This is a genomic window from Methanogenium cariaci JCM 10550 (assembly GCF_001315945.1).
In the GTDB taxonomy this organism is placed as follows: Archaea; Halobacteriota; Methanomicrobia; order Methanomicrobiales; family Methanomicrobiaceae; genus Methanogenium; species Methanogenium cariaci.
This window is the reverse complement of the sequence record NZ_BBBG01000006.1, coordinates 34,197-59,505: the sequence shown is the minus strand read 5'-3', so window position 1 is coordinate 59,505 and position 25,309 is coordinate 34,197. Positions and strand designations below refer to the sequence as shown.

The 25,309-nt window shown below is 54.6% G+C and carries 33 protein-coding genes and 7 pseudogenes; 19 read left to right on the top strand and 21 right to left on the bottom strand.

What is annotated here, in order from left to right; genetic code table 11:
* Positions 1–526: 526 nt before the first annotated feature.
* From JCM10550_RS07035 to JCM10550_RS24685, 5 genes are all read right to left on the bottom strand, one after another.
* Positions 527–1,123, bottom strand: a complete 597-nt coding sequence (locus tag JCM10550_RS07035; protein WP_062398017.1) for a flavodoxin family protein — start codon at positions 1,121–1,123, stop codon at positions 527–529.
* A 4-nt stretch (positions 1,124–1,127) separates the two neighbouring features.
* Positions 1,128–1,559, bottom strand: coding sequence for a uracil-DNA glycosylase (locus JCM10550_RS07030; RefSeq protein ID WP_218185153.1), 432 nt, complete (start codon positions 1,557–1,559; stop codon positions 1,128–1,130).
* A gap of 242 nt (positions 1,560–1,801) precedes the next feature.
* Positions 1,802–3,016 carry a UPF0182 family protein gene (locus JCM10550_RS24695; protein ID WP_281175318.1) on the bottom strand — a complete coding sequence of 405 codons (1,215 nt, stop codon included), beginning with the start codon at positions 3,014–3,016 and terminating at the stop codon, positions 1,802–1,804.
* Entirely contained in the window at positions 3,010–3,969 is a 960-nt protein-coding gene (locus tag JCM10550_RS24690; RefSeq protein ID WP_281175309.1) for a UPF0182 family protein, read from the bottom strand. The genes JCM10550_RS24695 and JCM10550_RS24690 overlap by 7 nt, the downstream gene beginning before the upstream one ends.
* The gene (locus JCM10550_RS24685) at positions 3,939–4,535 is read right to left on the bottom strand and encodes a UPF0182 family protein (protein WP_281175308.1); all 597 of its coding nucleotides are present in this window, start codon (positions 4,533–4,535) and stop codon (positions 3,939–3,941) included. The genes JCM10550_RS24690 and JCM10550_RS24685 overlap by 31 nt, the downstream gene beginning before the upstream one ends.
* Before the next feature lie 364 nt (positions 4,536–4,899).
* Between JCM10550_RS24685 and JCM10550_RS07020 the strand changes: the two genes are divergently transcribed.
* Positions 4,900–5,463, top strand: a complete 564-nt coding sequence (locus JCM10550_RS07020) for a queuosine precursor transporter (protein ID WP_245618851.1) — start codon at positions 4,900–4,902, stop codon at positions 5,461–5,463.
* A 101-nt stretch (positions 5,464–5,564) separates the two neighbouring features.
* Here the strand turns inward: JCM10550_RS07020 and JCM10550_RS17005 are convergent, their stop codons facing one another.
* The gene (locus JCM10550_RS17005; protein WP_245618849.1) at positions 5,565–6,260 is read right to left on the bottom strand and encodes a 4Fe-4S binding protein; all 696 of its coding nucleotides are present in this window, start codon (positions 6,258–6,260) and stop codon (positions 5,565–5,567) included.
* Here JCM10550_RS17005 and JCM10550_RS22430 point away from each other — a divergent pair.
* The gene (locus JCM10550_RS22430; protein ID WP_245618833.1) at positions 6,168–6,410 is read left to right on the top strand and encodes a hypothetical protein; all 243 of its coding nucleotides are present in this window, start codon (positions 6,168–6,170) and stop codon (positions 6,408–6,410) included. The two genes, JCM10550_RS17005 and JCM10550_RS22430, sit on opposite strands and share 93 nt — an antisense overlap.
* Positions 6,411–6,466: 56 nt before the next feature.
* Here JCM10550_RS22430 and JCM10550_RS18465 read toward each other — a convergent pair whose 3' ends face one another.
* Entirely contained in the window at positions 6,467–6,691 is a 225-nt protein-coding gene (locus tag JCM10550_RS18465) for a hypothetical protein (protein ID WP_157200029.1), read from the bottom strand.
* Between the two features lie 99 nt (positions 6,692–6,790).
* Between JCM10550_RS18465 and JCM10550_RS18460 the strand changes: the two genes are divergently transcribed.
* The 8 genes and pseudogenes from JCM10550_RS18460 to JCM10550_RS06975 all read left to right on the top strand — a co-directional run bounded on the left by JCM10550_RS18460 (position 6,791) and on the right by JCM10550_RS06975 (position 11,626).
* Positions 6,791–6,949: a hypothetical protein gene (locus JCM10550_RS18460; RefSeq protein WP_157200028.1), complete on the top strand. Its 159-nt coding sequence runs from the start codon at positions 6,791–6,793 to the stop codon at positions 6,947–6,949.
* Positions 6,950–6,953: 4 nt separating this feature from the next.
* The gene (locus JCM10550_RS07000; protein WP_062398008.1) at positions 6,954–7,526 is read left to right on the top strand and encodes a hypothetical protein; all 573 of its coding nucleotides are present in this window, start codon (positions 6,954–6,956) and stop codon (positions 7,524–7,526) included.
* Positions 7,442–7,912 (top strand): hypothetical protein, encoded by a 471-nt coding sequence (locus tag JCM10550_RS18455; RefSeq protein WP_157200027.1) that lies wholly within the window; start codon positions 7,442–7,444, stop codon positions 7,910–7,912. Before JCM10550_RS07000 ends, JCM10550_RS18455 begins: the two co-directional genes overlap by 85 nt.
* 324 nt (positions 7,913–8,236) lie before the next feature.
* Positions 8,237–8,713, top strand: a pseudogene (locus JCM10550_RS06990) (nucleotide exchange factor GrpE); the annotation flags it as partial.
* A pseudogene (gene dnaK / locus JCM10550_RS24680) lies at positions 8,706–10,594 on the top strand (molecular chaperone DnaK). The pseudogenes JCM10550_RS06990 and dnaK, both read left to right, overlap by 8 nt.
* A 17-nt stretch (positions 10,595–10,611) precedes the next feature.
* On the top strand, positions 10,612–11,004 hold the full coding sequence (locus JCM10550_RS06980; protein ID WP_062398002.1) for a DnaJ domain-containing protein: 393 nt from the start codon (positions 10,612–10,614) through the stop codon (positions 11,002–11,004).
* A gap of 92 nt (positions 11,005–11,096) precedes the next feature.
* Positions 11,097–11,309: a hypothetical protein gene (locus JCM10550_RS17000; RefSeq protein ID WP_083475355.1), complete on the top strand. Its 213-nt coding sequence runs from the start codon at positions 11,097–11,099 to the stop codon at positions 11,307–11,309.
* A complete protein-coding gene (locus JCM10550_RS06975; RefSeq protein ID WP_172673801.1) occupies positions 11,285–11,626 on the top strand; it encodes a J domain-containing protein in 342 nt (113 codons plus the stop codon). The genes JCM10550_RS17000 and JCM10550_RS06975 overlap by 25 nt, the downstream gene beginning before the upstream one ends.
* Positions 11,627–11,765: 139 nt before the next feature.
* Here JCM10550_RS06975 and JCM10550_RS24675 read toward each other — a convergent pair whose 3' ends face one another.
* From JCM10550_RS24675 to JCM10550_RS24640, 10 genes and pseudogenes are all read right to left on the bottom strand, one after another.
* Positions 11,766–11,900: a serpin family protein gene (locus tag JCM10550_RS24675; RefSeq protein WP_281175307.1), complete on the bottom strand. Its 135-nt coding sequence runs from the start codon at positions 11,898–11,900 to the stop codon at positions 11,766–11,768.
* Positions 11,897–12,945 (bottom strand): annotated as a pseudogene (locus JCM10550_RS06970) (serpin family protein). Before JCM10550_RS06970 ends, JCM10550_RS24675 begins: the two are co-directional and overlap by 4 nt.
* 307 nt (positions 12,946–13,252) lie before the next feature.
* Entirely contained in the window at positions 13,253–13,384 is a 132-nt protein-coding gene (locus JCM10550_RS24670; RefSeq protein WP_281175306.1) for a hypothetical protein, read from the bottom strand.
* Between the two features lie 42 nt (positions 13,385–13,426).
* Positions 13,427–14,688 (bottom strand): annotated as a pseudogene (locus tag JCM10550_RS06965) (serpin family protein).
* A gap of 277 nt (positions 14,689–14,965) precedes the next feature.
* Positions 14,966–15,583 (bottom strand): serpin family protein, encoded by a 618-nt coding sequence (locus JCM10550_RS24665; RefSeq protein WP_281175305.1) that lies wholly within the window; start codon positions 15,581–15,583, stop codon positions 14,966–14,968.
* Positions 15,522–15,962, bottom strand: a complete 441-nt coding sequence (locus JCM10550_RS24660; RefSeq protein ID WP_281175304.1) for a serpin family protein — start codon at positions 15,960–15,962, stop codon at positions 15,522–15,524. Before JCM10550_RS24660 ends, JCM10550_RS24665 begins: the two co-directional genes overlap by 62 nt.
* Complete coding sequence (locus JCM10550_RS24655; protein WP_281175303.1) at positions 15,928–16,284, bottom strand: serpin family protein; 357 nt, start codon at positions 16,282–16,284, stop codon at positions 15,928–15,930. Before JCM10550_RS24655 ends, JCM10550_RS24660 begins: the two co-directional genes overlap by 35 nt.
* A gap of 86 nt (positions 16,285–16,370) precedes the next feature.
* Positions 16,371–16,634, bottom strand: coding sequence for a TSUP family transporter (locus tag JCM10550_RS24650; RefSeq protein WP_281175302.1), 264 nt, complete (start codon positions 16,632–16,634; stop codon positions 16,371–16,373).
* Positions 16,631–16,780, bottom strand: a complete 150-nt coding sequence (locus JCM10550_RS24645; protein WP_281175301.1) for a TSUP family transporter — start codon at positions 16,778–16,780, stop codon at positions 16,631–16,633. The genes JCM10550_RS24650 and JCM10550_RS24645 overlap by 4 nt, the downstream gene beginning before the upstream one ends.
* Positions 16,781–16,811: 31 nt before the next feature.
* Positions 16,812–17,198: pseudogene (locus JCM10550_RS24640) on the bottom strand (sulfite exporter TauE/SafE family protein); the annotation flags it as partial.
* A gap of 172 nt (positions 17,199–17,370) precedes the next feature.
* Here JCM10550_RS24640 and JCM10550_RS06945 point away from each other — a divergent pair.
* On the top strand, positions 17,371–17,649 hold the full coding sequence (locus JCM10550_RS06945) for a DUF504 domain-containing protein (RefSeq protein WP_062397997.1): 279 nt from the start codon (positions 17,371–17,373) through the stop codon (positions 17,647–17,649).
* 13 nt (positions 17,650–17,662) lie between these two features.
* On the opposite strand, the gene JCM10550_RS06940 is transcribed toward JCM10550_RS06945, so the two are convergent.
* Positions 17,663–18,478 (bottom strand): ABC transporter ATP-binding protein, encoded by an 816-nt coding sequence (locus JCM10550_RS06940; protein WP_062398179.1) that lies wholly within the window; start codon positions 18,476–18,478, stop codon positions 17,663–17,665.
* Between the two features lie 68 nt (positions 18,479–18,546).
* On the opposite strand from JCM10550_RS06940, the gene JCM10550_RS06935 reads away from it, so the two are divergent.
* Positions 18,547–18,885: an RNA-binding protein gene (locus JCM10550_RS06935; protein WP_245618831.1), complete on the top strand. Its 339-nt coding sequence runs from the start codon at positions 18,547–18,549 to the stop codon at positions 18,883–18,885.
* A gap of 28 nt (positions 18,886–18,913) precedes the next feature.
* Here the strand turns inward: JCM10550_RS06935 and JCM10550_RS19625 are convergent, their stop codons facing one another.
* The gene (locus tag JCM10550_RS19625; protein WP_172673799.1) at positions 18,914–19,072 is read right to left on the bottom strand and encodes a hypothetical protein; all 159 of its coding nucleotides are present in this window, start codon (positions 19,070–19,072) and stop codon (positions 18,914–18,916) included.
* Between the two features lie 24 nt (positions 19,073–19,096).
* Between JCM10550_RS19625 and JCM10550_RS06930 the strand changes: the two genes are divergently transcribed.
* Both JCM10550_RS06930 and JCM10550_RS06925 read left to right on the top strand, forming a co-directional pair.
* Positions 19,097–19,348, top strand: coding sequence for an RNA-binding protein (locus JCM10550_RS06930; RefSeq protein WP_062397995.1), 252 nt, complete (start codon positions 19,097–19,099; stop codon positions 19,346–19,348).
* Positions 19,349–19,627: 279 nt separating this feature from the next.
* Positions 19,628–21,136 (top strand): annotated as a pseudogene (locus JCM10550_RS06925) (RNB domain-containing ribonuclease).
* Positions 21,137–21,222: 86 nt separating this feature from the next.
* Here the strand turns inward: JCM10550_RS06925 and JCM10550_RS22410 are convergent.
* Positions 21,223–22,316, bottom strand: a pseudogene (locus JCM10550_RS22410) (iron-containing alcohol dehydrogenase).
* A 439-nt stretch (positions 22,317–22,755) separates the two neighbouring features.
* Here JCM10550_RS22410 and JCM10550_RS06915 point away from each other — a divergent pair.
* Positions 22,756–23,190, top strand: coding sequence for a TetR/AcrR family transcriptional regulator (locus tag JCM10550_RS06915; RefSeq protein WP_062397993.1), 435 nt, complete (start codon positions 22,756–22,758; stop codon positions 23,188–23,190).
* A 50-nt stretch (positions 23,191–23,240) separates the two neighbouring features.
* Complete coding sequence (locus JCM10550_RS06910) at positions 23,241–23,435, top strand: hypothetical protein (protein ID WP_062397990.1); 195 nt, start codon at positions 23,241–23,243, stop codon at positions 23,433–23,435.
* A gap of 327 nt (positions 23,436–23,762) precedes the next feature.
* On the opposite strand, the gene JCM10550_RS22405 is transcribed toward JCM10550_RS06910, so the two are convergent.
* On the bottom strand, positions 23,763–23,939 hold the full coding sequence (locus JCM10550_RS22405; RefSeq protein ID WP_245618830.1) for a hypothetical protein: 177 nt from the start codon (positions 23,937–23,939) through the stop codon (positions 23,763–23,765).
* A gap of 5 nt (positions 23,940–23,944) precedes the next feature.
* Here JCM10550_RS22405 and JCM10550_RS22400 point away from each other — a divergent pair, with 5 nt between their 5' ends.
* The 3 genes from JCM10550_RS22400 to JCM10550_RS06890 are packed head-to-tail and all read left to right on the top strand — an operon-like array spanning position 23,945 to position 25,188.
* Complete coding sequence (locus JCM10550_RS22400; protein ID WP_062397986.1) at positions 23,945–24,352, top strand: hypothetical protein; 408 nt, start codon at positions 23,945–23,947, stop codon at positions 24,350–24,352.
* 5 nt (positions 24,353–24,357) lie between these two features.
* On the top strand, positions 24,358–24,684 hold the full coding sequence (locus JCM10550_RS06895; RefSeq protein ID WP_062397984.1) for a glycosyltransferase family 2 protein: 327 nt from the start codon (positions 24,358–24,360) through the stop codon (positions 24,682–24,684).
* A 60-nt stretch (positions 24,685–24,744) separates the two neighbouring features.
* Positions 24,745–25,188, top strand: coding sequence for a hypothetical protein (locus tag JCM10550_RS06890; RefSeq protein WP_157200026.1), 444 nt, complete (start codon positions 24,745–24,747; stop codon positions 25,186–25,188).
* Positions 25,189–25,309 lie beyond the last annotated feature (121 nt).

Sequence of the window (25,309 nt, the reverse complement as noted above, 5' to 3'; positions counted from 1 at the left end):
TACCCCAGCCTAAAGACCGGGGGGGACTCCTTGTGGTGAATGTTGAAGTATCCGGACCCGCGACAACCGGAATATAACACGGAATTCATATTATTTTCTGAGTGATGGGCACCGGATTTGTTGTTTGTTCTCAGCTGCAGTGTATGATTCTCATTACTTTGGACAAAATCCTGGCACCTGGTTAAGCAATGCCTAAATAACCCAAATAGATCCTGTGCCCCCGGAAAAACATGTCCACACAGAAGCCCGGAGTGGGCAGTTCTCAGTCGAGACGGTAATACATCCTCCCAAAATGCCCACCAATAGCGACCCCCCCTCAGTAGTCTGCAATCATCCGTATTTTTAGCAAATAAAAGGCATTACATGCGTCTTTTTTCCGGCAGTAAAAAAGAGCAAAATATACGTCCATATCACCTCCCGATTCCCAAACACAGGGAGGCAAAGAGGGTGAAAAAGGGTGACAAAAAACAGGGATGAGACAGGTGACCCCAAAACGTCTGGAAAAGGCAGAAAACAGTCAGCCCGTTCAGATAAGCCCACGGGCAAACCGCCTTCCGGCCTCCCGTGCCCTTTCCTGCACGGCGGAGTCCCCGGCGATTGCTCTCTTCTCAAAGTAACCTTCAGCCGGCAGAGTATCTGTCACCTCAAAACCCAGTGCCTCAAGCGGTCGCTGCATCGCTTCTATGACAAAGCCCCGTTCTGCAGGTTTTGTCTGCTCGGCCACCGAAAAGACCAGCGCCTTCCTGCCAAGGCTGGTAAAAAAGCTCGAATACGGACCAGGCCGAACTCCCGTGAACCGGTAGTAGGGGGGGTAAAGGCGGTCAATGAAAGCCTTCATCTCCGGGGGGGTGATATTGTAGTTGTAGGTAGGCGAACCAAGAATGATGCCATCTGCCTCCTCAATCTTCGGATAGAGAAGGTGCATGCCGTCGTAAAACCGGGTGCAGGTGAGATCTTTTCGGCAGCGTTCACATCCCGTGCAGGGAGCAATGGTGTAGTCGCGAAGAGAAACAGCCTCCGTTTCAACTCCCTCAGAGGCTGCCCCCCCCTCCAGAAGTGCTTTGAGCAGGGTATCGGTGTTCCCGCCTGCCCGCGGACTCCCGGTGATCCCGATGACCTTCATTGCATCACTCCGTCACGGGCCGGGGGTCTTCGATCACACTCCGGATGGTCTCGAAGTCCGCCGCAAGTATCTCACGGAACGCGGGCCGGTAGATAGTGGCCGCCGGGTGATAGACAGGAATAACAACCCGCTCACCGGTGATCGTCTGGATCCGAAAGATTTTGCCATGCACCTCTGATATGGGGGGGCCGGGGGCAATGCCATAGGACTCAAGCACCCAGCGCATCGCAAACCGCCCAAGGGGGGGGACGATCACCATTGGACGAATAAGGGAGAGCTGGCTGTCAAGGTAGGGTCGACAGGCCTCAATCTCCTCCGGGTTCGGGTCACGATTCTTGGGCGGACGGCACTTGACGATATTGGTGATGAAGACCTCATCCCGGACAACGCCGATCTCTTCAAGGAGGCCATTGAGGATGTTCCCGGCCCGGCCCACAAAGGGGGGACACCTTTAGTATCTTCATTCCTGCCGGGCGCCTCGCCAATGAACAGGATGCGGGCGGGAACGGGCCCCTCGCCCGGAACGGCGTTGGTTCGTGTCTCCGCGAGAGGGCAGCGGGTGCAGGTGCGGACGGCCTCGTCTATTACAGCGCGCTCGTGCTCAGTATTCATCTCGTATACTCCTGAAAAATAGTTGGACTTCGAACGAAAGAAAGGATGCGGTTTGTGACAGAGGATTCAGGATGCCGCAACCCTGCCAATCTCATCGAAATATTTCTGATAGAGGCCGAGATCCCCCCCATCATCGAGGGCCTGGCTGGCCAGATCATAGAGTTCGGCAATCCGGACAAGCTTCTCCCGGTCGTTCTCGCTCACCGGCGGCAGGTCACCGATACCAGCCTCTCCGGTATCGCTGATATCACCTGTCTCACCACCGAAGATGACCGCCAGCGCCTCACCCAGCGTATCCTGCATCGTCAGCCGGTCACCATAGGCAACGATCACCCGCTTGAGCTGCGGGAGCGTCCCCTTCTCCGTTGCCTCCAGGTACAGAGGTTCGACATAGATGATCGAATCCTCGATGGGTATGACGAGCGTATTGCCCCGGAGCACCGACGAACCCGACTGCGACCAGAGCGTAATGTCCTGCGATATCTCGGTATCCTGATCAATTCGTGCCTCAATCTGCATCGGCCCGTAGGTGAGCTCCTGCTTGGAGAACTGGTAGACAACAAGAGAGCCATAGGCAGCCCCGTCTGACCGGGCAGCCATCCAGCCGATCATATTCTCCTTGTTTCTCGGGGGGGTGAAGGGAAGCATCAGGATGAACTCCTCCGCCTCCTCACCGGGCAGATTCATGATGACATAGTAGGGATCCATCCGCTGACGGGAGCCCCGATATATTTCGTCCGGGATGACCCATGCGTCCTCTTTGTTGTAGAAGACACGCGGGTCCTTCATGTGATAGGTGGCATAGAGCGCTGCCTGCACCTGAAAGAGCCCCTGCGGATAGCGGACATGGCCCTTCAGAGCGTCGGGCATCTCTGCAAACGCTTTGAAGAAGCCGGGGGGGAAGATATTGTCATAAGTCCGAATGAGCGGGTCTTCGGGATCAACGACATAGTAGGTAACATCCCCGTTGTAGGCATCAACGACCACTTTCACACTGTTCCGGATGTAGTTCAGCCGCTGGCCCCCGACCGTCGAGACAGAATACGGTTCCGAATATGGGAAACGGTTCGCAGTGGTGTAGGCATCAATGATCCAGTAGAGGCGGTCATCGACCACCACGATGTAGGGGGGGTCAGCATCATAGGAGAGAAACGGAGCGATGGTCCGTGCACGGTCGGCGATACTCCGGTGGAAGAGGATTTTGCTCTTATCCGTGAGCGAACCTGACACCAAAAGCTCGACAGACCCGAATTTCAGTGCATAGATGAGTCGTGTTACCAGATTATCCAGACCAACACCGCCGGTACCGTCATATATATGGTAGGCGTTCTGGTCTCGGCCGGATAGTCAAACTCGTCGGTGGTGGTATCGGTCACCACATAGTTGCCTGTCTCCTCGCCATAATAAATCCGTGGCTCGTCAAGCGTGAAATAGGGCGAGACCGGTGGGATATCCTTGAGATAGAAGACCGGCAGGCCGTCGTCCGTCACTTCATCGACCGGGTTCATCACCGCCCCGTAGCCGTGAGTATAGATCAGATGGGTGTTTACCCACGTCTGCGCCTGCGGCTGGAGACCCCGTATGTTCATCTCCCGCGCCGAGACAAGCACCTCCTTGTAGGTGCCGTCGAAGTGATAGCGGTCCACATCGATATCGTTGAAATCATAGTAGGTCCGGAAGAGCTGCAGCTGTTCGTAGGTGGTCTTGAGCGGCCGCCAGTCCCAGAGACGGATGTTCTTGATGGTGGCGCTGTTCTCCCTGATGTCGGCTGCCGTAAGGTTATACGCAACCGGGAAGAGTGCCTCATCAGCCGTATCAAGGTCGTAGGCGGCAAGGGTGAAGCCGATGTTATAGTTGAGATATTCCTCCTCCAGATTCAGCTCATCGGGTTCAACGATCAACGTCTGCACAACCACGCCTGCCACCATCCCGATAAACGCGATCGCAACAAAGGCGGCAATGCCATAGGTGATGACTTCAATGCGTTCGAACTTCTCATTGACCAGAAACCCGACACCGATGACGAAGCCCACACCGGAAAGGATGGTGAGCACCGGAAGGGTGATATGAACTGCGGTATACCCGGCCCCGACCACCGCACCGGTCTCAGAGAAGAGCAGATCAAACCGGGCAAGCCAGAGACGGAGGGCAAGACCAGCGAAGGTGAGAAAGAGCAGGGCGTTTAACTGCGGAAGATATGCCTTCAGCATCCGGGTGAAGGGAGAAACATCCACATATTCAGTTTCCCCCCCTCCCCCCCTTCCGGCCGGGAGAAGATCTTGCTTCTTAAGATATCGCCGGGAAGATTCAGGAGATAGGGAAGGGCGGAGAGTATCAGAGTCAGGATAAAGAGGACGATACAAAGATTCAGAAGAAGGTTGTAGAACGGGAGTGAAAATACATAAAATCCGACGTCAAACCCGAATATCGGGTCTGAGATACCAAACGGGGGGGCCTGATTCAGATATTTAAATACGGTATCCCACGCACCGGAGGCACTCAGCCCGGTAAAGAACGCCAATAACCCGGCAAAGAAGACAGCAATCGAAAACCCGTCCGTGGACTCTCCCTGCATGCGGGCAGCGTTTTTGGCCGCATACCGGATATTCACATAGGCAAATCCAAAGAATACCGCAGACGCGATGAGAAACAGCACGATCCGAATCGACAGAATCGAGAGGAATACATCCTCATACCCGACGGCAGTAAACCAGTACCAGTCGCCGAGGAAACCGAACACAACCAGTACAATGGCCAGAAGGGCGATGACAGCAACAATGAGCCGGGGGGGACGGTTCATACGATCACTCGGGGGGGAAGAGATGCATTTATACTATAATAAAGGGTTGTGAGATACCGGTGTCCGGGGGGGTTATTTCCCGACCGACGGTGGCCCGGAAAGATCCCCGGCTGCCAATCGTGATTCATGGGCAAAAGGGCGTATAGTGAAAAACTGCGGCAGCATATCCGGACAGATACCTCAATATATTTCACCTCTGATGAATTCCTTTATTTCTCCGGATTACGACATGTAATGCAGCATTCTGACATTCATGGAATTAATAAGGTGATTTGCTATTTTAAGGACGATAGAAGAGAAGACACTGTTTTTAATCGCACTATATATTGCCGCACTGGTCGCCGCCAACCTGCTTGGCAACAAGATCGTTGAGATTGCGGGTATCGTCGTTGCTGTCGGGATCATCTCCTACCCGATCACCTTTCTGGTGACGGATATCATCGCAGATGTGCACGGCAAACGCCTCTCTTCTGCATTGGTGGCCGCAGGTGTTGCCGCTCTTGTTTTTACCCTGCTTCTGACGGTGCTCTCCGTTGCCCTGCCCGCCGCAGACCGCTATCCCTTCGGAGAGAGTTATACAGAGGTATTCGGCAGTTCCGTCCGCATCATCATTGCAAGCATCATCTCCTTTGCCATCAGCCAGACCCATGATGTCTGGGCGTTCCACATGCTCAAGGAGAAGACCGGTGGGAAACACCTCTGGCTGAGAAACAATGTCTCGACCGTATTCAGTCAGCTGGCCGATACCACGCTCTTCATGTTCATTGCATTCTACGGAGCCGCCCCGATGTATACCGCAGGGTTCATTGTTTCTTTGATCATCCCCTACTGGTTGCTGAAGGTGGGAGTCGCCCTGTGTGACACCCCGTTCTGTTATCTGGGCGTACGCTGGCTGAGGTCAGAAAAGAAACCGCATCCAAAAGAGTGAGCTGTATACAAAAAGAGCCGGGTTCCGGGGGGGAATCCCCCATTTCTCTCAGGCATCCAGACCGAGATCGCTGAGGACGGCCTGTTCTCCCAGCCGCTCCATTACCTGCCCAACCGTTCACCGTCACGGGTATGGGCGGCGAAATACGTAATGATCCGTTCGGTGAGTTCCGCAGCATCCGCTTCTGCAACACGACCCTTCACCTCGGTGCCGAGACGTATCCTTCGCCCGGCCCGGCCGCCGAGAAAGAGAGAGAGCCCTTCCTCTGCAATACCGATGGCATCCTTCGGACAGGTGGTGATGCAGTCGCCGCACCCGATGCAGCGTTCCGCAGAGAAGACAAGGCCGTCATCCCCGATGGTGATGGCATTCTCTTTGCAGACCGTCTCACAGGCACCACACCGGTTGCATCCCTCCTCGTCAAAACGAGGGAAGCGGTGCCCCCCCATGAATCCGATGTCGTTGAACTGCACCCGTGAGCAGTTGTTCGGACAGCCCGCAAGGGCAATCTTCAGTTTCCGGGGGGAGAGGTCGGCCCCCCCCTCTTTTTCTTCAAGCTGCCGGGCAAGGCCGAAGGTATCGCAGCAGCCATGGCGGCAGATGGTGCCTTTGCAGGAGACGACCGAACGCACCGACGGGCCGGTGCTTCCCAACACAAGACCCGCCGCAGAGAGGGCAGCTGTAGCGTCCGGGACATCCGTTCTTTGAATGCCCGGAATCTCAATATTCAGCCGGGCAGTCGTGCAGACCTCGCCCCCCCGCCCGTAGTCCCGTGCGGTCTTTGCAAGGGCCTCCAGTTCACCGGCGGAGAATATGCCGCACTGGCCTTTGCTCTCAGGGAAACTACCCCCCCTTTCTCACGGAGGCGCAAAACGCCGGGCTGCCCGCTTCTCTTCTCGCCGTTCGGAGTCATGATAGTAGACAAGGTCTGCAGGCATACAGCATGAATGCTCACCTGATGGCCGCCTGCACAGGATGAACGGGCAGAAATGCATAAGAGGATTCAGGCGATACAGACCATCATACCCATGAGAGATATTCCGTTTGAGAGAGAAGCGCCGCATCGCGGCAGCCCGCCGAAAAAATGCACCTGCCCCCCCCTGTGTGGGTATGAAACAACGAGGACTCCTGAAGTTCCCTGCTGGAGTATGAAGTGCCCCCCCCGCTGTGACATGCCGTTGACGGGGGGGGAGTAACACCGGGCACACACCGACCAACAGTTCGTCACCTTTTTTTCTCATGCATCTCCGGGGGGAATCCTTTTCGGGACAACCGTGGCAGACTCACCTTATGAAGGGGATGAACGGATGGCAGGTATGGGCAGGTATTGCCTGCCTTACTCTGGTGCTCGTCGCCGGGTGTATGGATAATGACGGGGGGGCGGATACCCCCGGCAATGAACGAGACAGAACGGGCCATCGCCATCGCTCTCGCCGACCCGGAGGTGCAGGAGAACATCCCCCGTCGATACCGGGGGGGCGTATGAAATCGTGGATGCGAGGCCCGGCCGATATAAAGCAACCGGGCCGGATGGAACCATCTCATGGAGCGGCACCGAGGTGACATTCCGCGTCACCAACCAGTCGTCCGTCTACCATGTATTCGTTGACGTGCCAAACAGTGTTGTTGTCAAACACTATTGGCAATGGATCAAAGACCCCCCCATGCCCTGCATACAGACCGGCCCGCCGGAGGAATATTTCTCACTGGAAGCGGCGGCAACGGCCCCCCCCGGCCCTGCATGCAGACTTTCGGCCCCCCCATACTATGTGCCGGAGGGATATGGATTTACCAGAGTGCAGGTCTTTGGCGAGCCCTGCCCTCGGCGGTACATATCCTATACCGGCATTGACGACCGGCTGATGCTGGTGCAGACCTGTGCCGGTGACCCGCCCTGGGCCTTTGCCATCTCCATGCCGAAATACACCACCGTGATGGTGAACGGCGCAGAGGCGAAAGTCGGCGAGACTCAGATCTCATGGACCACAGACGACAACACGTCATACTGGCTCCGGGGGGGAACCTCAATACCAGTGAACTGCACAAAGTCGCCCGGTCGGTAGCGCCCTTCACTGGCCCTGCAACGCCGACGCCAACACAAACCCGCGGGCCGGGTGAACTCATCACACCCGGCAAGTCCCACTTCGGCACCCCCCCGGTGATATTCTGGCCGGACCACATCACCTTGAAGGCAGGGACAGAGAATACCGGAAATATTGTAGCAGAATCACGAGAGAAAGGCTACGGCATGGTGCACCTGAGTATCGTCTCCCGTGTTTCCGGGGATACCAGTCTTGCTGCCACCCTGCCCATACCGGACGGGATGGAACTCTCCATCACCCCCCCCGCTGATTTCATGACCTACCCGAAAGAGACCTACTACCCGACGATCACCGTCTCCACCGCGGCTGCCACCCCCGCCGGGAGAGTATGTCTTTTTGGTTCATGAAACATGGGAAGGAATGTATTATGGCGGAGGCCATTTTGACGTGATTGTCACCGGGTAGAGGAAAAAGCCCTTCAAATCAGAATCCAGACAAACGGCTAAGGGACCAAAAAACAGGGTATTTTTTTATTTCCTCCGTCTCTTCCCTCCTTTCCTTTGATTCGATTTATCCCATCCAATAGATGCCGGAGCTATCTGTCATCCCCCGACCGTGTAGCAAAACCAGCCACGGCGAGGCAAACCATAAATATCAGGAGAGAGTGAAAGCACTTCCTTAATGGCGGCAGATCAGGGAAAGCCGGAAACCAAACACCGGGCCGAGATACCGAACAGCTGGAAAAAGAACTCGCAGAGATGACCCGTCTCGCAGAAGAGCGTCGGGAACGGCTGTTGTATCTCCAGGCTGATTTTGACAATTACCGGAAATGGTCTGAAAAAGAGAAAGGGTCAGTCATTACCCACGCAAACGAGAACCTCATAACTGAACTCCTCGTCATCCTTGACGATTTTGAACAGTCGCTGCCATCACTTGAAAATGAAAAAAACCGGGATGGCATCCGTATGGTATACCAGAAGATGGTGAAAATTCTGGCGGGGTACGGGTTGGAACCGATTGAGTGTCTGGGGAAAAAACCCGACCCGCTGGTTCATGAGGTCGTCTGCAGAAAACGGTGTACAGAAGATGCTGACACCATTGTCGAAGAGATTGGCAAAGGATATGTGCTGAATGCAAAGGTGATCCGCCCATCGAAAGTCATGGTTGCAGAACAGGTTTCAGGAAAAAAAGGTGAGGAAAATGGGTAAAGAAAAGATAATCGGAATAGACCTGGGAACATCCAACAGCGAGGCGGCGGTGATGGTGGGTGGCAAACCCACCATCATCCCCCCTCGGCAGAAGGAGCCACCGTCGCGGGGAAGATGTTTCCCTCTTATGTGGCATTCACAGCAGACGACCAGCTGCTTGTCGGGGAACCGGCACGCAGGCAGATGGTCAGTAACCCTGATGGTACCGTCACCGCAGCCAAGCGGAAGATCGGCACCGATCATGTCTACCATATCCACAACAAGGACTACACCCCCCCCAGCAGATCTCCGGGTTTTTGTTAAAGAAAATAAAACGGGATGCAGAGGCATTTCTGGGAGAAACCGTCTCAAAGGCGGTGATCACCGTACCTGCGTATTTTAACGACAACCAGAGAACCGCAACAAAGGACGCCGGGAAAATTGCCGGTCTGGATGTGGTCCGGCTGGTAAACGAGCCCACCGCGGCATCAATGGCATACGGACTGGACCGGGGCGGAGAGTATAAAATTCTCGTCTTTGACCTGGGCGGCGGGACGCTGGATGTGACAATTATGGAGTTCGGCGGCGGGACCTTCACGGTTCTCGCCACGTCCGGGGACACCCATCTCGGCGGCACCGACATGGACAATGCCGTTTACGAATGGATTGCCTCTGAGTTCAAGAGACTGGAGGGAGTCGATATCCGGAATGACAAGATGGCCGTCAACCGGGTCAAAGAAGCGGCGGAAAAGGCAAAAATAGAACTTTCAACCGTCCTTGAAACCGAGATCAACCTCCCGTATGTCTCTGCAACACAGGAAGGCCCGAAACACCTCTCAATGAAACTGACCCGGTCAAAACTCGAACAGCTCGTCGAACCGACGATCAAACGCTGCGTCCACCCGTTCGAACAGGCACTCAAGGACGCCAAACTGACAAAGGACGATATCCAGAAGGTCATCCTTGTCGGCGGCCCGACGAGGATGCCCACGGTGCAGACATTTATTGAGAGTCATATCGGGAGAAAACCGGAACGCGGGATTGACCCGATGGAATGTGTCGCGATGGGGGGGGCAGCCATTCAGGGGGGGCGATTCTCGGGGGGGAGAGATCACCGACATGGTGCTCCTTGATGTCACCCCCCCCTAACGCTCGGCATCGAGACGCTCGGGGCGTCCGGACCGAACTGATTGAGAGAAATACCACCATCCCGACCAAAAAAAGCCAGATCTTCACGACCGCAGCCGATGTCCAGACCTCGGTCACCGTGCATGTGCTCCAGGGAGAACGGCCCATGGCAGCCGACAATGTGAGCCTCGGACAGTTTAATCTCGTCGGCATCCCCCCCCTGCACCACGGGGCATTCCCCCCCAGATAGAGGTCACGTTTGATATTGACTCCTCCGGCATCCTCAATGTCTCCGCAAAAGACCTTGGGACAGGCAAGGAGCAGAAGATGACGATTACGGCATCGACAAAACTCTCGGAAAAAGATGTCGATACGATGGTGAATCAGGCAGAACAGTATGAAGAGGAGGATCGCAGACGAAAAGATGAGGTCGAGGTCCGCAACACGGCAGATTCCCTGATCTATACGGCAGAAAAGACACTCGCGGAACTCTCCGACAAACTGAATCCCGAACTGACTGACAAGGTGAACACGGCGATCACCACCCTGAAGGCGGCACTGGAAGAGAAGGATACCCAAAAAATCAAATCAGAGACCGACCGTCTCCGGGATGTGCTGAGTGAGGCCGGTTCCGCGGTATACCAGCAGTCTGCGCAGCAGCAGGCACAGGCAGCAGGTCCGGAGACCGGGTATGCGAGTAGTGAAGGACAGGCAGAAGAAGGGAAGAGCGGTGAAGATGTGGTGGATGCCGATTTTGAGGTCCACGACAAATAATCGTTTTTTACAGATTGATGGGAAAAAAGGATTACTACGAAACGCTGGGCGTCGGCCGGGATGCATCGCCGGATGATATCAAAAAATCGTTCAGGCAGCTGGCACGGAAATATCATCCCGACCTCAATGAAGGCAGCAAAGAGGCCGAGGAGAAGTTCAAGGAGATCAATGAGGCCTACCAGGTGCTCAGCGATCCGCAGAAAAAAGCCGAGTATGATCAGGTGGGACATGCCGCGTTCACCCCCCCGGAGGACGTCGCCGGGTATCGGACTCCCAGCTATGACGATCTCTTCCGGGACTTTGGTCTGGGAGATATCTTTGACGTCTTTTCCGGGAGGACGGGACAGGCCGGAAGGCCACAAAGCCGGGCGGGGGGGCCGATCTCCGGTATGATATCAGTATCTCCCTGACAGACGCATTCTATGGTATAAAAAACACTGTTGAAGTCCCGCATGATTACGAGTGCACGACCTGTCATGGCACCGGGGGACAACCCGGATTTATGCGGGACTGTCCCACCTGCCGGGGAACCGGTGAGCTGCGCCGGGTGCAGCAGAGCGGCGGGCGGCAGGTGATGACCATCGCCCCCCCGTGTCCGGATTGCGGCGGACGGGGGGGAAGATCATCGGAAAGGTCTGTGAGACCTGCCAGGGGGGGAGAGGGACGATACAAAAGACCCGGCGCATTGAGGTGTCCATTCCCCGCGGGGGGGTGAGAGACGGCCAGTTTCTGCGCATTGCAGGCGAGGGGGGGAACCCGGCATGCAGCAGGGCGCCGGGGGGGGATCTGTATGCCGTTGTGCATGTGACCAAAAATCCCTCGTTTGAGCGGCACGGCACAGACCTCCAGAGCAGGACTGCCATCGGACTGAGAACAGCACTTCTCGGCGGGGGGGAGATCACAGTGCCGACCCTCACAGGGACCGCACGCCTGACGATTCCCGCGGGTACCCAGAGCCATACCACCTTCCGCCTGAAAGGACAGGGCATGCCGTTTCTGGGTTCGGACAGGCGGGGGGGGATCTGCTGGTGAAAGTGGTGGTGACGATTCCCAAAAACCTGACCAAAGTCCAAAAAGAGATGGTGGACGGGGGGGCCCTTTCCGGTCTCACCTGAATTCTGGTAACCTCCGGGGAATATTCCCCCCCTCTTTTCCATTCGGTTTGCAGGTATCAGGCCGTCGGGTCTGCCACCCGTCCCATGAAGAGCAGTTCGCCGGTCTCATCATCGGTGATCAAAAAGACGAACGGATGATCCGCCCGGAAGACCGGGACCGGCTCTTCCATGGGAGCCGATTTCAGACTCACAACAACCGCAGTGGCGGCGGCAGCTCGGTCCCCCCCTCCTCGTTGACATCCACAAAGGCCTTGTGGATGGCAGCACTGATGAAGAGCATATTGGTGCCGTCCATGCCGGAGAAGTCCGCATCGAGACCGAACGCGGTCGGCATCCCCCCCATCGATTTCAGGGTGTCGGGCAGGGAATAGGTAGTCTCAAGAGTGAACTTCGGGAAGAAGACCTCTACCTGTGTTGGTTCCATCGATGCAATGGCATCTGCAAGCCGGTGGTGCCAAGGGCAGTTTCTGCTGTAGTGATCTCACCATCTTTCGGGAGGAGCACGAGCATGGAGAGGGCCTTCCCGCTTTCGTGTTCATACGGCATGCGGAGAATCTGGAGGCCGTCCGTTTCTGAATATGCATAGCGGGCGTCAATATATGTTCTCTGCATCATATCCACCGTGACATACTCACCACCCTCACTACGGAACTCCGCCGGGTGGGTATTATTTTCATCAAACTGCAGCACCCAGGTGCCCTTGAAGTAGATGGCGTTGGTGATCACCAGGCGTGTGATGGAGTCAATCGCCCCCCCTTGCGGGATGAGGTCTTTGATCCGGTCTTCGGTCTGGTCCTCCACCCAGCGGTTGATTGTCTGCCGGGACTCCTCCGGCGCAGAGGCAAAGTTCATATTCCTGACCTCCGCTGCGTAATACTGCTGTGCAGTTTTGATATAGGCGGGGAGGAACGGGTAATTCTCTTCTGCCCAGAGGGCATTTGCCGTCTGAAGGGTGTACGCAGCATCCGGGCTGTTCAGGTCTGCAATGAGGACCCTATAGCCATCCTGCCGGACAGTGTCATTTGCCGGAAAATGAAAGACCGAGCGTATCTCCTCTGCGGTCATCCCCCCCTTCGCCCCCCCTTCGTAGGTCAGCGCAAAAGCGGTTGATATACTGTAAGGCGAGAAGAAGATATTCTGATCCGCATACTCTTCATCACTTTGAAGCGTGTGATAGAGATCGTAGGCAAAGCGGGTGTTTGCTTCGACAACATCTGCGGCGTTTTCTGTTGCCATCGGGGGGGTTTCAACCGGAGTGACAACCGGGGGGGTCACCACCGGGGGGGTTTCCGTCGGGGTTCCGACCGGCCCGTCGTCCGATGCCGTGCACCCGGCAAAAAAGGTGCAGGCGAGGGCGAGACAGACGACAGCCCCTATCAGGAATGCCTGTTTCTTCATGCAGAGCAATGGCTCTCAAATTTATATAATTCTAATGAGAATTACGAATCCATCTGCACCTATCACAAAAAAGGGGGGGAATAGGGATTAGAGAGGGAGGAAAAAATGGTGAAGACACCCATCATCTTCAGGCCCGTATAGACCATCACCACAATAAAGACAAATTTTCAGCTGTTTTGCGGGGGGGGTTGTGGCCCACCCGCACGCCCACCTGTGCCATCACAATGCCGGGGATGGCGAGGAGTGCCCATCGCTGCACCCCATATCTCACACTCACAGGAAGATTTCTCACCTGTGCCCCCCCATGACGAGGGAGGTGTCAGGCCATTGGATCTGCCACCCGTCCCATGAAGAGCAGATTCCCGGTTTCGTCATCGGTGATCAGGAAGATGAATGGGTGGTCTGCCCGGAAGACAGGGACTGGCGCGTCCTCTGTTGACATTCCCTTCCCCATAATAACTGCGGTGGCAGCGGCAGCCTCGGTCCCCCCCTCCTCGTTGACGTCCACAAAGGCCTTGTGGAGGACATTGGTGATGAAGAGGTCACGGGTGCCGTCCATGCCGGAGAAATCAGCATCGAGGCCAAACGCGGCCGGCATCCCCATCGCTTTCAGGGTGTTGGACAGGGAATAGGTGGTCTCAAGAGTGAACTTCGGGAAGAAGACCTTTACCTGCGTTGTTTCCATCGATGCAATGGCATCCACAAGCCCGGTGGTGCCAAGGGCGGTCTCCGCCGTGGTAATGTTGCCATCTTTCGGGAGGATCACCAGCATGGAGAGGGCCTTCCCGCTTTCGTGTTCATACGGCATCCTGAGGATCTGCAGGTCGTCCGTTTCTGAATACGCATAGCGGGCGTCAACATCCGTTCTCTGCATCATATCAACAGAGACATATTCGCCCCCCCTCGCTGCGGAACTCCGCCGGGTGGGTATTATTTTCATCAAACTGCAACACCCAGGTGCCCTTGAAGTAGATGGCATTGGTGATCACCAGGCATGTGAGGGAGTCAATCGCCCTTGCGGGATGAGGTCTTTGATCCGGTCTTCGGTCTGATCCTCCACCCAGCGGTTGATTGTCTGCCGGGACTCTTCGGGGGGGGCAGAGGCAAAGTCCATGTTCCTGACCTCCGCTGCGTAATACTGCTGTGCAGTTTCGATATAGGCGGGGGGGAGGAACGGGTAGTTCTCTTCTGCAGAGTGCATTTGCCGTCTGAAGAGTGTACGCAGCATCCGGGCTGTTCAGGTCTGCAATCAGATCACGGTAGCCTTCCTGCCGGACGGTGCTATTTCCGGAAATGAAAGACCGAGCGTATCTCATCTGCGGTCGTCCCCCCCTTCGCCCCCCCTTCGTAGGTCAGCGCAAAAGCGGTTGAGATACTGTAGGGGGAGAAGAAGATATTCTGATCCGCATACTGTTCATCACGTTGAAGCGTATGATACAGATCGTAGGCAAAGAGGGTGTTTGCGCTGACAACATCTGCTGCACTTTCTGGTGCAACCGGGGGGGTCAACACCGGGGGGGTTCCGACCGGCCCATCGTCCGATGCCGTGCACCCGGAAAAAAAGGTGCAGGCGAGGGCGATGCATACGACAGCCCCCTATCAGGAATACCTGTTTCTTCATGCAGAACGTTCATCGTCAGCTATATATAATTATGATGATTATTTCAAATTGTTCCGCAGTCATTACCAACGTGATCCAAAAGAGAGGGCCGGGAAAATGAAGACACAAATCATCTGTAAGCCCAGATAGAGATCACAGCAATAAAGACATTCACTGTTCTGTAGGGACTATGTGAACCAACAACTACCGTCACTCACTTGGGAAATCCCTCACCCGTTTCCAAAAAATTGGTGGATCTCAGACCGTCGGGTCTGCCACCCGTCCCATGAAGAGCAGCATGCCGGTTTCGTCATCGGTAATCAAAAAGACGAACGGATGATCTGCCCGGAAGACCGGAACAGGTTCCTCCATTGTTACTCCTTTTCCAAAAATGACCGCGGTTGCGGCGGCAGCCTCGGTTCCCTCCTCGTTGACATCCACAAAGGCCTTGTGGAGGATATTGGTGATGAAGAGGTCACGGGTGCCGTCCATGCCGGAGAAGTCAGCGGCGGGCCCGAACGCGGTCGGCATCCCCCCCATCACTTCGAGGGTTTTGGGCAGGAAATAGGTGGTCTCAAGGGTGAACTTCGGGAAGAAGACCTTTACCTGCGTTGTGTCCATCGATGCAATGGCATCCGCAAGTCCGGTGGTGCCAAGGGCGGTCTCCGCTGTAGTGATCTCGCCATCCTTCGGGAGGAGCACGAGCATGGAGAGGGCCTTCCCGCTTTCGTGTTCATACGGCATCCTGAGAATTTGCAGGTCTGCGGTTTCTGAATATGCATAGCGGGCGTCAACATCCGTTCTCTGCATCATATCAACAGAGACATATTCGCCCCCCCTCGCTGCGGAAATCCGCCGGGTGGGTTTTATTTTCATCAAACTGCAGCACCCAGGTACCCTTGAAGTAGATGGCATTGGTGATCACAAGTTCTGTGAGGGAATCAATCGCCCCCCCTTTCGGGATGAGGTCTTTGATCCGGTCTTCGGTCTGGTCCTCCACCCAGCGGTTGATTGTCTGCCGGAACTCCTCCGGTGCAGAGATGAAGTCCATGTTCCTGACCTCTGCTGCGTAATACTGTTGTGCTGTTTCGATATATTCGGGGGGGAGGAACGGATTGGTTTTTTCTGCCCAGAGGGCATTTGCCGTCTGAAGAGTGTATGCGGCATCCGGAATGTTCAGGCCTGCAATCAGATCACGGTAGCCTTCCTGCCGGACGGTGCTATTTCCGGAAATGAAAGACCGAGCGTATCTCATCTGCGGTCGTCCCCCCCTTCGCCCCCCCTTCGTAGGTCAGCGCAAAAGCGGTTGAGATACTGTAGGGGGAGAAGAAGATATTCTGATCCGCATACTGTTCATCACGTTGAAGCGTGTGGTAGAGATCGTAGGCAAAGAGGATGTTTGCTTCGACAACATCTGCGGCGTTTTCTGTTGCCACCGGAGTTTTCACCGGAGTGACAAGGGGGGTCACCACCGGGGTTTCGACCGGCCCGTCGTCCGATGCCGTGCACCCGGCAAAAAAGGTGCAGACAAGGGCGAGACAGACGACAGCCCCTATCAGTAATGCCTGTGTCTTCATGTTGAGCAATAGCTCTCAAATTTATATATATCTGATGATAATTACGAATCCATCCGCACCCATCATACAAAAAAGGTGAATGTAGATTAAAGAGGGAGGCCCAGGAAGGTGAAGACACCCATCATCTTCAGACCCATATAGATCATCACCGCAATAAAGACATATTTCAGCTGTTTTGCGGGGAGTTTATGGGCCACCCGTACGCCCACCTGTGCCATCGCAATGCTGGGAATAGCAAGAAGTGCCCACTGCAGCAGATTGACATACCCCAGCGAATATGCCGGAAGCCTGCTGCACCCCAGCCGTTGATGATATAGGCAATCGTGCCCCCCCAGGGCGGTGAAGATCATGAGGCAGTCGATGTTCCGACAGCGGTGTGCATCTTAAAGTGCAGGGCTAAGACCATCACCGGGATCAGGAGGACACCGCCACCGATGCCAATGATACCGGAGAGAAGACCAAGGGGATCCCCCCCACAAAAGGAAAGTGACCACATCGTCAACCGGTTTGGCATCCGCAGCAGGAGGTTTCGCCGTGAGCATCCGGATGGAACTGAGAAGGATCACCAGTCCGAAGAGGAATGTCAGATATTCTCCCGGAATAAGGGTGGCAATATACCCGCCCACAAGGGCTCCTGCAAAACCGGCAATTCCCATGGTCACTGCGGCATTCCAGGCAACCGCACCCTTTTTGTTGTGTCCGTATGCACCTGAGATGGCGGTCGGCAACACAACAGCCAGGTTTGTTCCGAACGCAATCAGAATAGCTGTTCCGGGGTCTAACCCCCCCATTGAGGTCAGAACCCAGTACTGCACCGGAATCATGATGAAACAGCCGCCGACACCAAGCATGCCACCGGCTAACCCGACCACAATACCAGTCAGAAGGAGGGCGATGATATAGATAAGTTCCATTGTCATATGAAAACCACAAATTAATTCAAATAATTTTGAACAAATTGTGTTGCCTTCGATTTACCATAAAGATAGTTTTGTGCATAATTTCCGTATTTTGACCGAAACCTAACAGGATTCCCCCCCATCTGGGAAACCTGAAATATCATTACTACCCCCCCTATCACCTGTCATGCGTACCACCCACGCCCTGCTCCTCCGCATCTGGCATGACCCGGAGTTTGACATCAAAAAAGCCGCGGTGGAATACCTCGACCGCGGGGCACCGGATGACCGTTCAACAGCAGAAGGCACATACATCAAACTCCTTGACCGGGACTATTTTGAAGTGATGACCAACACGGGAACAAAACCCATCCCCCCCTACCACCGCATCAGAAAGATCACCTACGCGGGCATCCCCCCCATCTGGGAACCAAAGGAGAAACAGGCAGAAAAACAAAAAACGTAAGCAAACCCGTCCGTCAGTAGCCGGTCACGTAATACCAGCCGTCCTCCTCTCGGATATGCACCGGCACCCCAAAGTGCCCGCTGATACGCTCACTGGTGAGCATCTCTGCCTTCGGCCCGTCCCCGCAGCACTGTCCATCCTTCATGAGAATGATCCGGGTCGTCTCCGGTATGATATCTGAGAGCGTATGCGTCACCATGATGATGCCGGTTCCCGCCTGTGCAATCTTTCGGAGCGTGGCACGGAAGATGTGCAGGGCATGGAGGTCAAGGCTCGTTGTCGGTTCATCAAGGATGAGGGCCTTCGGGTCATGCACGAGGGCACGCCCGATAAGAAACCGCCGGGCCTCGCCGGAGGACATCGTTGTGACCAGACGATCACTGAGAGAGTCAATCTCAAGGAACCGGAGAATTACATCCGTCTTCTGCTCCATCGCAGGCGTTGCCTCATTCCCGTAGAGCCCGATACTGGAAAAAAATCCGGAGATAACGACATCACGGCCGGTGATCTCGCGGGTGAAGGTGTACTGCAGTTCGTTGGAAACGATCCCAAAATGCGACCGGAGGTCAGAGACATGCCACACATCCCTGCCGCAGACACGGAACCGCACCCCGTCTCCCTGCAGCGGATAATATTCCCGCATGATGGCTTTGATAAACAAGGATTTTCCCGCACCATTCGGCCCCAGAATGGCAACGTGCTCCCCTTCCGGAATGGTCACCGAGAGGGAATCGAGCAGTTTTTTCTCTCCCTTCATCACCGTCACATTACGAAACTCCAGAAGCGGGGAAAGATGAGCACGCCCGGAGACAGTTTTCTCGGCATTCATGAATATATCAGCCTGAAACCTATCGGGAACCGTGCATATCAACATTTCCCCCACAGAAAGGAGGGCAGATGCAGCCGGAACGAGAGCACGCGTCACCCAAACATTCATTGGGGGGGATTACACAGATCACACCTGCTGTTCGGGGGGGAGTATACATGGAAAGTCACAAACTCTACGTTGGAAACATCAGCCATTCAATGACGGAAGCGGATCTCAGAGAGATATTTTCCGGGTTCGGCAAACTCACCGAGGTGAAAATCATCCGGGACCGGGGGGGATTCGGATTTGTCGCGTATGCGACACTGGAAGAGGCCGAAGATGCACGGAAAACAATGGCAGGAAAGGAATTTGAAGGACGGGCCCTCCGCGTGGAAGATGCCCGTCCGATCTATCAGAACACAAGGTAACCATACTGTACGGGTGGCGCAGGACCAGTCACACAGGAGAGAAGGGAGGCAGCTGAGTGCCGGATATGCAGTCTGCTGAACGGTCGCAGGCGACAGACCTCTGCATACGGTCGGGGGGGTTGGCTCCCTCTCTGGAATGGACAAACCACCATACCAAAACATTCTTTGGCGAATATGCAGATTTCACCTGCAATTCAGGGAGAACAAACAGATGGTAAGCCACAAACTCTACGTTTCAAACATAAAGCACTCAATGACGGCACGGGATCTCAGAGATCTCTTTACCGGGTTCGGCGAAATCAAAGAGGTTCAGATCATCCGTGGCAGGGGGGGAGCCGGGTTTGTCACCTTCGCGACACCGGAACAAGGCGAACTGGCAAAAAAATCCTTATCGGGAAGGGAATTCGAAGGAAAGACCCTCCATATAGAAGATGCCCATCCCGCCAGGCAGAACGAAAAGTGAACCAAATCCGGGTGGCGTATATGTCATTGGCAGATACGCCATCATTCATGCAGCCGGAGACCACTTTGAACCGTATTCTTCTCTCTTCATATCCTCTGCATCCATGAATGCCGGAACGAAAACAACATAACACCAGGAGATTGTATCCGTTTTTGAAATCATTTCAGGCAGCGGTGTGTTACCCGGATGCCGGAATATTCATCCGGCACCCGAAGAGCATACCAAAACAGGTGACCAGAGATATTTAAGCCATGAAGGGCACACAGGGATCAGATCCGCATGAACAGACATCAGTATGTTGACCTCGTCGCCATCGCTCTGGATGTGATGGAGAGATTCGGGTTTTACCCGGAATTTCCCCCCCGGTCTGTCCTTCGCGAAGTCAGTGTCATCAAACCGGGTTCCAGGAGGATAACGGGAATATCCGTGACCTCCGTTCCCTCCTCTGGTCGTCCATCGACAACTGGGACTCCATGGACCTCGACCAGATAGAATACTGTGAAGAGGGCAAAGACGGCAGCGTGCATGTGAAAGTCGCCATCGCTGATGTCGATGCATACGTTCCCTACTATTCCCACGCCGACCGGTATGCCGCACATAACGGCACCTCGGTCTATACCGGCATTGTTACCTTCCCTATGCTCCCCCCCGACCGGCTCTCCAAAGGTATCACCTCCCTTTTGCCGGGACAGGACTGCCAGGTGGTCGTCATCGACTACACCGTTCTCCCGGACGGAAGCATTCGCCACGGGAGTCTCTCCCGGGCCATCGTCGCAAACAAGGCCAAACTCATCTACGAAGAGGTCGGGGGGGAATGGCTGGAAGAGACCCGTGACATCCCTGCATCGGTCAGTGAGGTGCCGGGACTCGAAGCGCAGCTCCGTCTGCAGCATCGGACGGCACAGCGCCTGAGGCGCTACCGCATGAAACATGGCGCCCTTGACCTCCGGACCATCGAGGCAGAACCGGTGGTTGAATACGGTCTGGTCAGGGACCTGGTGGTCCAGCGACAGGATTTAGCCCGGCAGGTAATTGAGGAGTTCATGGTCGCCGCCAACGGGACGACCGTCGCATACCTGGAGGAGGCCGGGTCACCCATGATCGAACGGGTCGTCGTCACCCCCCCGAAATACTGGAATGAAATCGTTGATACCGCCGCAGAATACGACTGGAAACTGCCAAAAAGACCGGATGCAAAGGCCCTCTCCCGGTTCCTGGATAGTGAACGGGAGAGAAGCCCCCCCGAGACATTTCCCGACCTCTCTCTCACCATCGTCAAACTGATGGGTCCGGGGGGGAATACATCGCACGCGATCCAAAACGGGAACCCGTTGGCCACTTTGCTCTTGCGGTCACCGACTATACACATTCCACCGCACCCAACCGGCGCTACACCGACCTCATCATCCAGCGGCTGGTAAAATCGGTCATTGACAAAAAACACTGCCCGTATACCTACGAAGACCTGGAAGAAGAGTCAACATGGCTCTCTGACCGGGAAAAAGGCTCCAAGAAAGTCGAGCGGTTCATGCGCAAAGCGGCAGCGGCAGTGCTCCTCCAGGAAAGAGTGGGGGGGAGACGTTCGAGGGCTTTGTCACCGGTGCTTCAGAGAGCGGCACCTACGTCAGGTTACTTTCCCCGCCTGCGGAGGGCAGGATTATGCGTGGCGAAGAATGCCTGAAGGTGGGCCAGAAAGTTATCGTGCGCCTGATTCATACCGACCCGTATAAGGGATACATCGACTTTGAATGTACCGGCCAAAGACCGGAGATCAGACGATTTGGATAATTCCTCTCTTTTCCCACTGATACCGGGGGGGGAGGTGCACGTGATAAAAAAGGTGGGGGGGTGATTATGGGGGGGCAGATCTCTTTTTACATCGCGCTCTTGTAGATGCCAATGATCTCGGCCAGATCCGCCTCTCTCGGATTGGTCGCGCCGCAGACGTCCTTCATGGCATTCTCTGCAAGCACATTAAGATCCTCTTCCTTTGCTCCAAGCTCGGCAAGACCGGCCGGAATGCCAACTTCTGCGGCAAGTTTTTTAATTCCATCAATAGCAGCTTCTGCAGCTTCAGCTCTGCTCATCTTTGACACATCAACTCCCATCGCCTGTGCAATGACCACGAACCGTTCCGGCACGGCTTCTTTGTTGAATGTCTCCACATGAGGCAGGAGAACCGCATTGCAGACCCCCCCGTGCGGCAGGTTGTAGAATCCGCCAAGCTGGTGTGCCATCGCATGCACATACCCAAGGCTTGCATTATTAAAGGCAATGCCTGCAAGGTATTCGGCATACGCCATCATCTCACGGGCCTCGATGTCTGAACCATCTTTCACCGCTCTTGGCAGGAATTCTTTAATCAGTTCAATGGATTTCAGTGCCGCCGCATCGGTAACCGGTGTGGCAATCGTCGAGACAAATGCTTCAATGGAGTGTGTCAGTGCATCCATGCCGGTTGCTGCGGTAAGGCCCGGAGGCATACTGACCATCAGCTCGGGATCATTGATGCTACATCAGGTGTGATTCTCCAGTCAACAAATGCCATCTTTATGTGCCGGGCAGTGTCGGTGATGACGGCAAAACTGGTCATTTCACTTGCCGTACCGGCAGTGGTATTAACGGTTATCATCATCGGAAGTGGTTTCAGGTCGTGACCTGCCCCCCCTTCGTAATCTCCGATTTTTCCGCCATTCGCTGCAAGAAGTCCAATGCCTTTCGCACAGTCCATTGGGCTTCCACCACCGACAGCCACAATCATATCGCATGAATCTTGTGCATATATCTTTGCTCCTTCATGCACACTCGTATCTGTTGGATTTGGTTCTGCGCCAGCAAATATTCTCGATTCAACACCGGAACTCTTTAAAAGTGCCGCAATATCCTTTCCCAGTGCTTCACCGTGTTTTGAAACTCCGCAAACTATGAGAGCCTTCGTCCCCCCCCATTTGTTTTGCCTGGTTCCCAATTTCTTTTACACAACCCGCTCCCATAAGAGCGACTTTTGGGTTATAAAAGGTATAAACCATTTTTTTCTCCCCTTTAGCACATAAACTGTGCAGGTAACTCTCACGCATTCATCTGATATATTGATTCCCTATGATGCAAAAAAACGCCATTTTACGGATAATAATGGATTCTGGCCACATATATTTAATATATAAATCTATCATAGAAATGATCCAAAAAACAAAAAAGTAAATTACAAAAGAACACCAGATTCGAATTTTCGGCAATTGCAACATGGCTATCAGAGAAAAATAAAGCACTCTAATTTTGTGTGAATTTGTAGATCAATATTGTAAAACGAACAAATTCCAATGAGTGAGCAGTTACTCATTTAAACCGGAAAATGAAATACATATTACAGAATCCGCAGTAATGCACGGAAAATACGGAGAAATCGTATGAGCAGGCATTTATCTGAAGAAAAACGGAAGGCCCTGATGGAAGCAGCGGTAGATCTCTTTTCAACACAGGGGTTTCATGCAACACCGACACAACAGATATCGGAGCGTGCCGGTGTTTCCGCAGGTACCCTGTTCCGCTACTTCCGGACAAAAGAAGAGCTGATTGATTCCCTCTACACCTCTATTCACCGGGCACTCTCTGATGCAGTGGATGAAGGTATTCGCCCGGAAATCCCTGTGGAAGAACAGATAAAAAATGTCAAACGGCAGGTACTCCACTGGATGTTTGAAAATCCGAAAAAACCCTCTTCTTTGAACAGTTCGCCTCATCCCCCCCGAATATTACAAAAAAGGCAAAAGACGAGGCATTCATCCGGTTTTCCGCCCTTGACGAACTCTACCACAAGGCAGTCTCACGGGGGGGAACACTAAAAGGAATTAACCGGGAGGTATTTCTGGCAAATTTCTGGTACCCGAACTTTATGCTCATCCATCTGCATACCTTCGGCAAACTGCAGAGTGACGTCGAAGAGACCATTGAACAGTCGGTGGCATCGATGTGGTGTGGCATGGAGCAACAGAAAGTGAAACCGACTGAGCCGGAATACGGGACCGATGCCGCGTCATACGGGGGGGAGCCCCCCCCAGACATCTGCCCGCAAAAGCCGGATTTTTGAAACAAAACCGCAGAATTCCCGGTATAACACCGGACAGTAACCTACCGGACACCTACACCAATACAGGAACGATACAACAATGGACAAACTACAGGGATATCGAAAAATGCTCCGCACAAAAGACTGGATAAAATTTATCCGCTCTTTCCGCTTGCAGGAGCATGCATCGCTGCAGGCATCTCAGCCGACCTCATCATGGTCTTTGCGTTATTCTTCTTCATCACCGGATACGGATTTATCATCAATAATCTGTATGACGCAGAGATTGACAAAAACCATGCCGGGAAAGCAGAAATGGGAAAAAACCCGTTCGCTGACGGGGTGCTCTCAAAAGGGGAGACGGTCGGCATGTGCGCCGTATTCGGAGGAATCCCGCTCCTCATATCCCTCAGCATATCGGGCATGGGATTTGTCTTCACCCTCCTCTGCCTGATCACGCTGAGCCTCTATTCGGCAACACCCGCCCGGCTCAAGGACCGGTTTGCCGCAGACATCATCTGTCACGGCTCATGTTCGGGGGACTGCCGTTTATCGCAGGCTACACCCTTGCCGGAGGCGTTATTTCCGCCCTCGTCTCCCTTCCCGTTGCGTCGGCACTGGTCTGCACCTTCATCTGCTGTGAAGCGCTAATTGCCCATGAGATACAGGATTATCACGAGGATTTCGGCACCACGTACACCACGGTTGTCGGCATCGGTCTGAGAAACGGAGCGCTCCTTCTGGGCATCACGACGGTCCTCTCCCTTGTCGCACTTGAACTGACGGCATGGTGGTTCGGGGGGGTTGACATTGCCCTAAACGCGGCGATATTCATCTTCCTTATCGCCTATCCGCTCTACAGCTGTCGGGACAGCCTGACGCCCGCAGTGGGAAGAGGCCGCATGTTGCTGAATAACCGCATCTCCCGTATCCGGTGAACCGCATGATATCCATAATCATTCCCGCACTCAATGAAGAGGAGACCATCCTCAACTGCCTGAGATCTCTTACGGCCCAGAGCATCCCTCGGAAGGAGTATGAGATCATCGTTGTCGACGGGGGGGGATCATCGGACAACACCCGTGCAATAGCGGAAACCCTCGCGGATCAGGTGATATCTCAGAAACGGGCCGGTATCGGCGGTGCCCGTGGAGACGGTGCCGGGGGGGCGGCACACGGAACCATCCTTGTCTTCACGGACGCAGATACCCGTTACCCCCACCGACTGGCTGGAGACCATCCGGGAGAGACTCACGACGGGCAGGTATGACGTCTGCACCGGGCCGGTCCGGTTTTATAACAAAACCATCCGTTCATGCATCATCCAGGGATGGCGGCAGAGTTATCTGCTGCTCCACCCGTTTGGGTTTTACTGGCTGATCGGATCAAATTTTGCCGTCACAAAAAAATCTATCGTCAGGCAGGCGGCCACCGGGACATATCCATTCTTGAGGATTACGACCTCTCCTTACGCCTTGCGGATGCCGGTGCCCGGTGCACCTATGACCGCCGCACCGCCGTCTTCACCTCGGCACGCCGGATGAAGGGGGGGATCATCGGGTATACTGCCATCTATCTCACCGGATTTTATCACTACCATATCACCAAGAGTGATGACCGTCTCCTGAAATACCCGCACCCGCGTACGATTGCTCTTCAGCGGTCCGCGATATCCGGTGACCTGAGACAGGCCCGGCAGAAGATCAGCAGTGCCTGGGGGGAAATACATCCTGGAAGAACCCCCCCGGCTGGAATAGACCCCCCCGATACCTGACCGGAAAGCCGGAACATCCCGGAAAAAACCCTTTTTTGAACCATTCCGTATCGATTCCCCCCCTCACTGCCCACCGGTTCTCTTCCCCCCCATCGCCGGGAAACGGATCACCTGTGGGATA

Bases quoted from the DNA above. Each gene is read 5' to 3' on its own strand.
- JCM10550_RS07035 (WP_062398017.1), bottom strand. From the start codon at position 1,123: ATGAAGGTCATCGGGATCACCGGGAGTCCGCGGGCAGGCGGGAACACC.
- JCM10550_RS24685 (WP_281175308.1), bottom strand. From the start codon at position 4,535: ATGAACCGTCCCCCCCGGCTCATTGTTGCTGTCATCGCCCTTCTGGCC.
- JCM10550_RS18455 (WP_157200027.1), top strand. From the start codon at position 7,442: ATGGACCACAGACGACAACACGTCATACTGGCTCCGGGGGGGAACCTC.
- JCM10550_RS06980 (WP_062398002.1), top strand. From the start codon at position 10,612: ATGGGAAAAAAGGATTACTACGAAACGCTGGGCGTCGGCCGGGATGCA.
- JCM10550_RS17000 (WP_083475355.1), top strand. From the start codon at position 11,097: ATGCGGGACTGTCCCACCTGCCGGGGAACCGGTGAGCTGCGCCGGGTG.
- JCM10550_RS24665 (WP_281175305.1), bottom strand. From the start codon at position 15,583: ATGAAAATAAAACCCACCCGGCGGATTTCCGCAGCGAGGGGGGGCGAA.
- JCM10550_RS24660 (WP_281175304.1), bottom strand. From the start codon at position 15,962: ATGAGATACGCTCGGTCTTTCATTTCCGGAAATAGCACCGTCCGGCAG.
- JCM10550_RS24655 (WP_281175303.1), bottom strand. From the start codon at position 16,284: ATGAAGACACAGGCATTACTGATAGGGGCTGTCGTCTGTCTCGCCCTT.
- JCM10550_RS24650 (WP_281175302.1), bottom strand. From the start codon at position 16,634: ATGATCTTCACCGCCCTGGGGGGGCACGATTGCCTATATCATCAACGG.
- JCM10550_RS24645 (WP_281175301.1), bottom strand. From the start codon at position 16,780: ATGTGGTCACTTTCCTTTTGTGGGGGGGATCCCCTTGGTCTTCTCTCC.
- JCM10550_RS06945 (WP_062397997.1), top strand. From the start codon at position 17,371: ATGCGTACCACCCACGCCCTGCTCCTCCGCATCTGGCATGACCCGGAG.
- JCM10550_RS06940 (WP_062398179.1), bottom strand. From the start codon at position 18,478: ATGAATGCCGAGAAAACTGTCTCCGGGCGTGCTCATCTTTCCCCGCTT.
- JCM10550_RS06935 (WP_245618831.1), top strand. From the start codon at position 18,547: ATGCAGCCGGAACGAGAGCACGCGTCACCCAAACATTCATTGGGGGGG.
- JCM10550_RS06930 (WP_062397995.1), top strand. From the start codon at position 19,097: ATGGTAAGCCACAAACTCTACGTTTCAAACATAAAGCACTCAATGACG.
- JCM10550_RS06915 (WP_062397993.1), top strand. From the start codon at position 22,756: ATGAGCAGGCATTTATCTGAAGAAAAACGGAAGGCCCTGATGGAAGCA.
- JCM10550_RS06910 (WP_062397990.1), top strand. From the start codon at position 23,241: ATGCTCATCCATCTGCATACCTTCGGCAAACTGCAGAGTGACGTCGAA.
- JCM10550_RS22400 (WP_062397986.1), top strand. From the start codon at position 23,945: ATGTTCGGGGGACTGCCGTTTATCGCAGGCTACACCCTTGCCGGAGGC.
- JCM10550_RS06895 (WP_062397984.1), top strand. From the start codon at position 24,358: ATGATATCCATAATCATTCCCGCACTCAATGAAGAGGAGACCATCCTC.
- JCM10550_RS06890 (WP_157200026.1), top strand. From the start codon at position 24,745: ATGGCGGCAGAGTTATCTGCTGCTCCACCCGTTTGGGTTTTACTGGCT.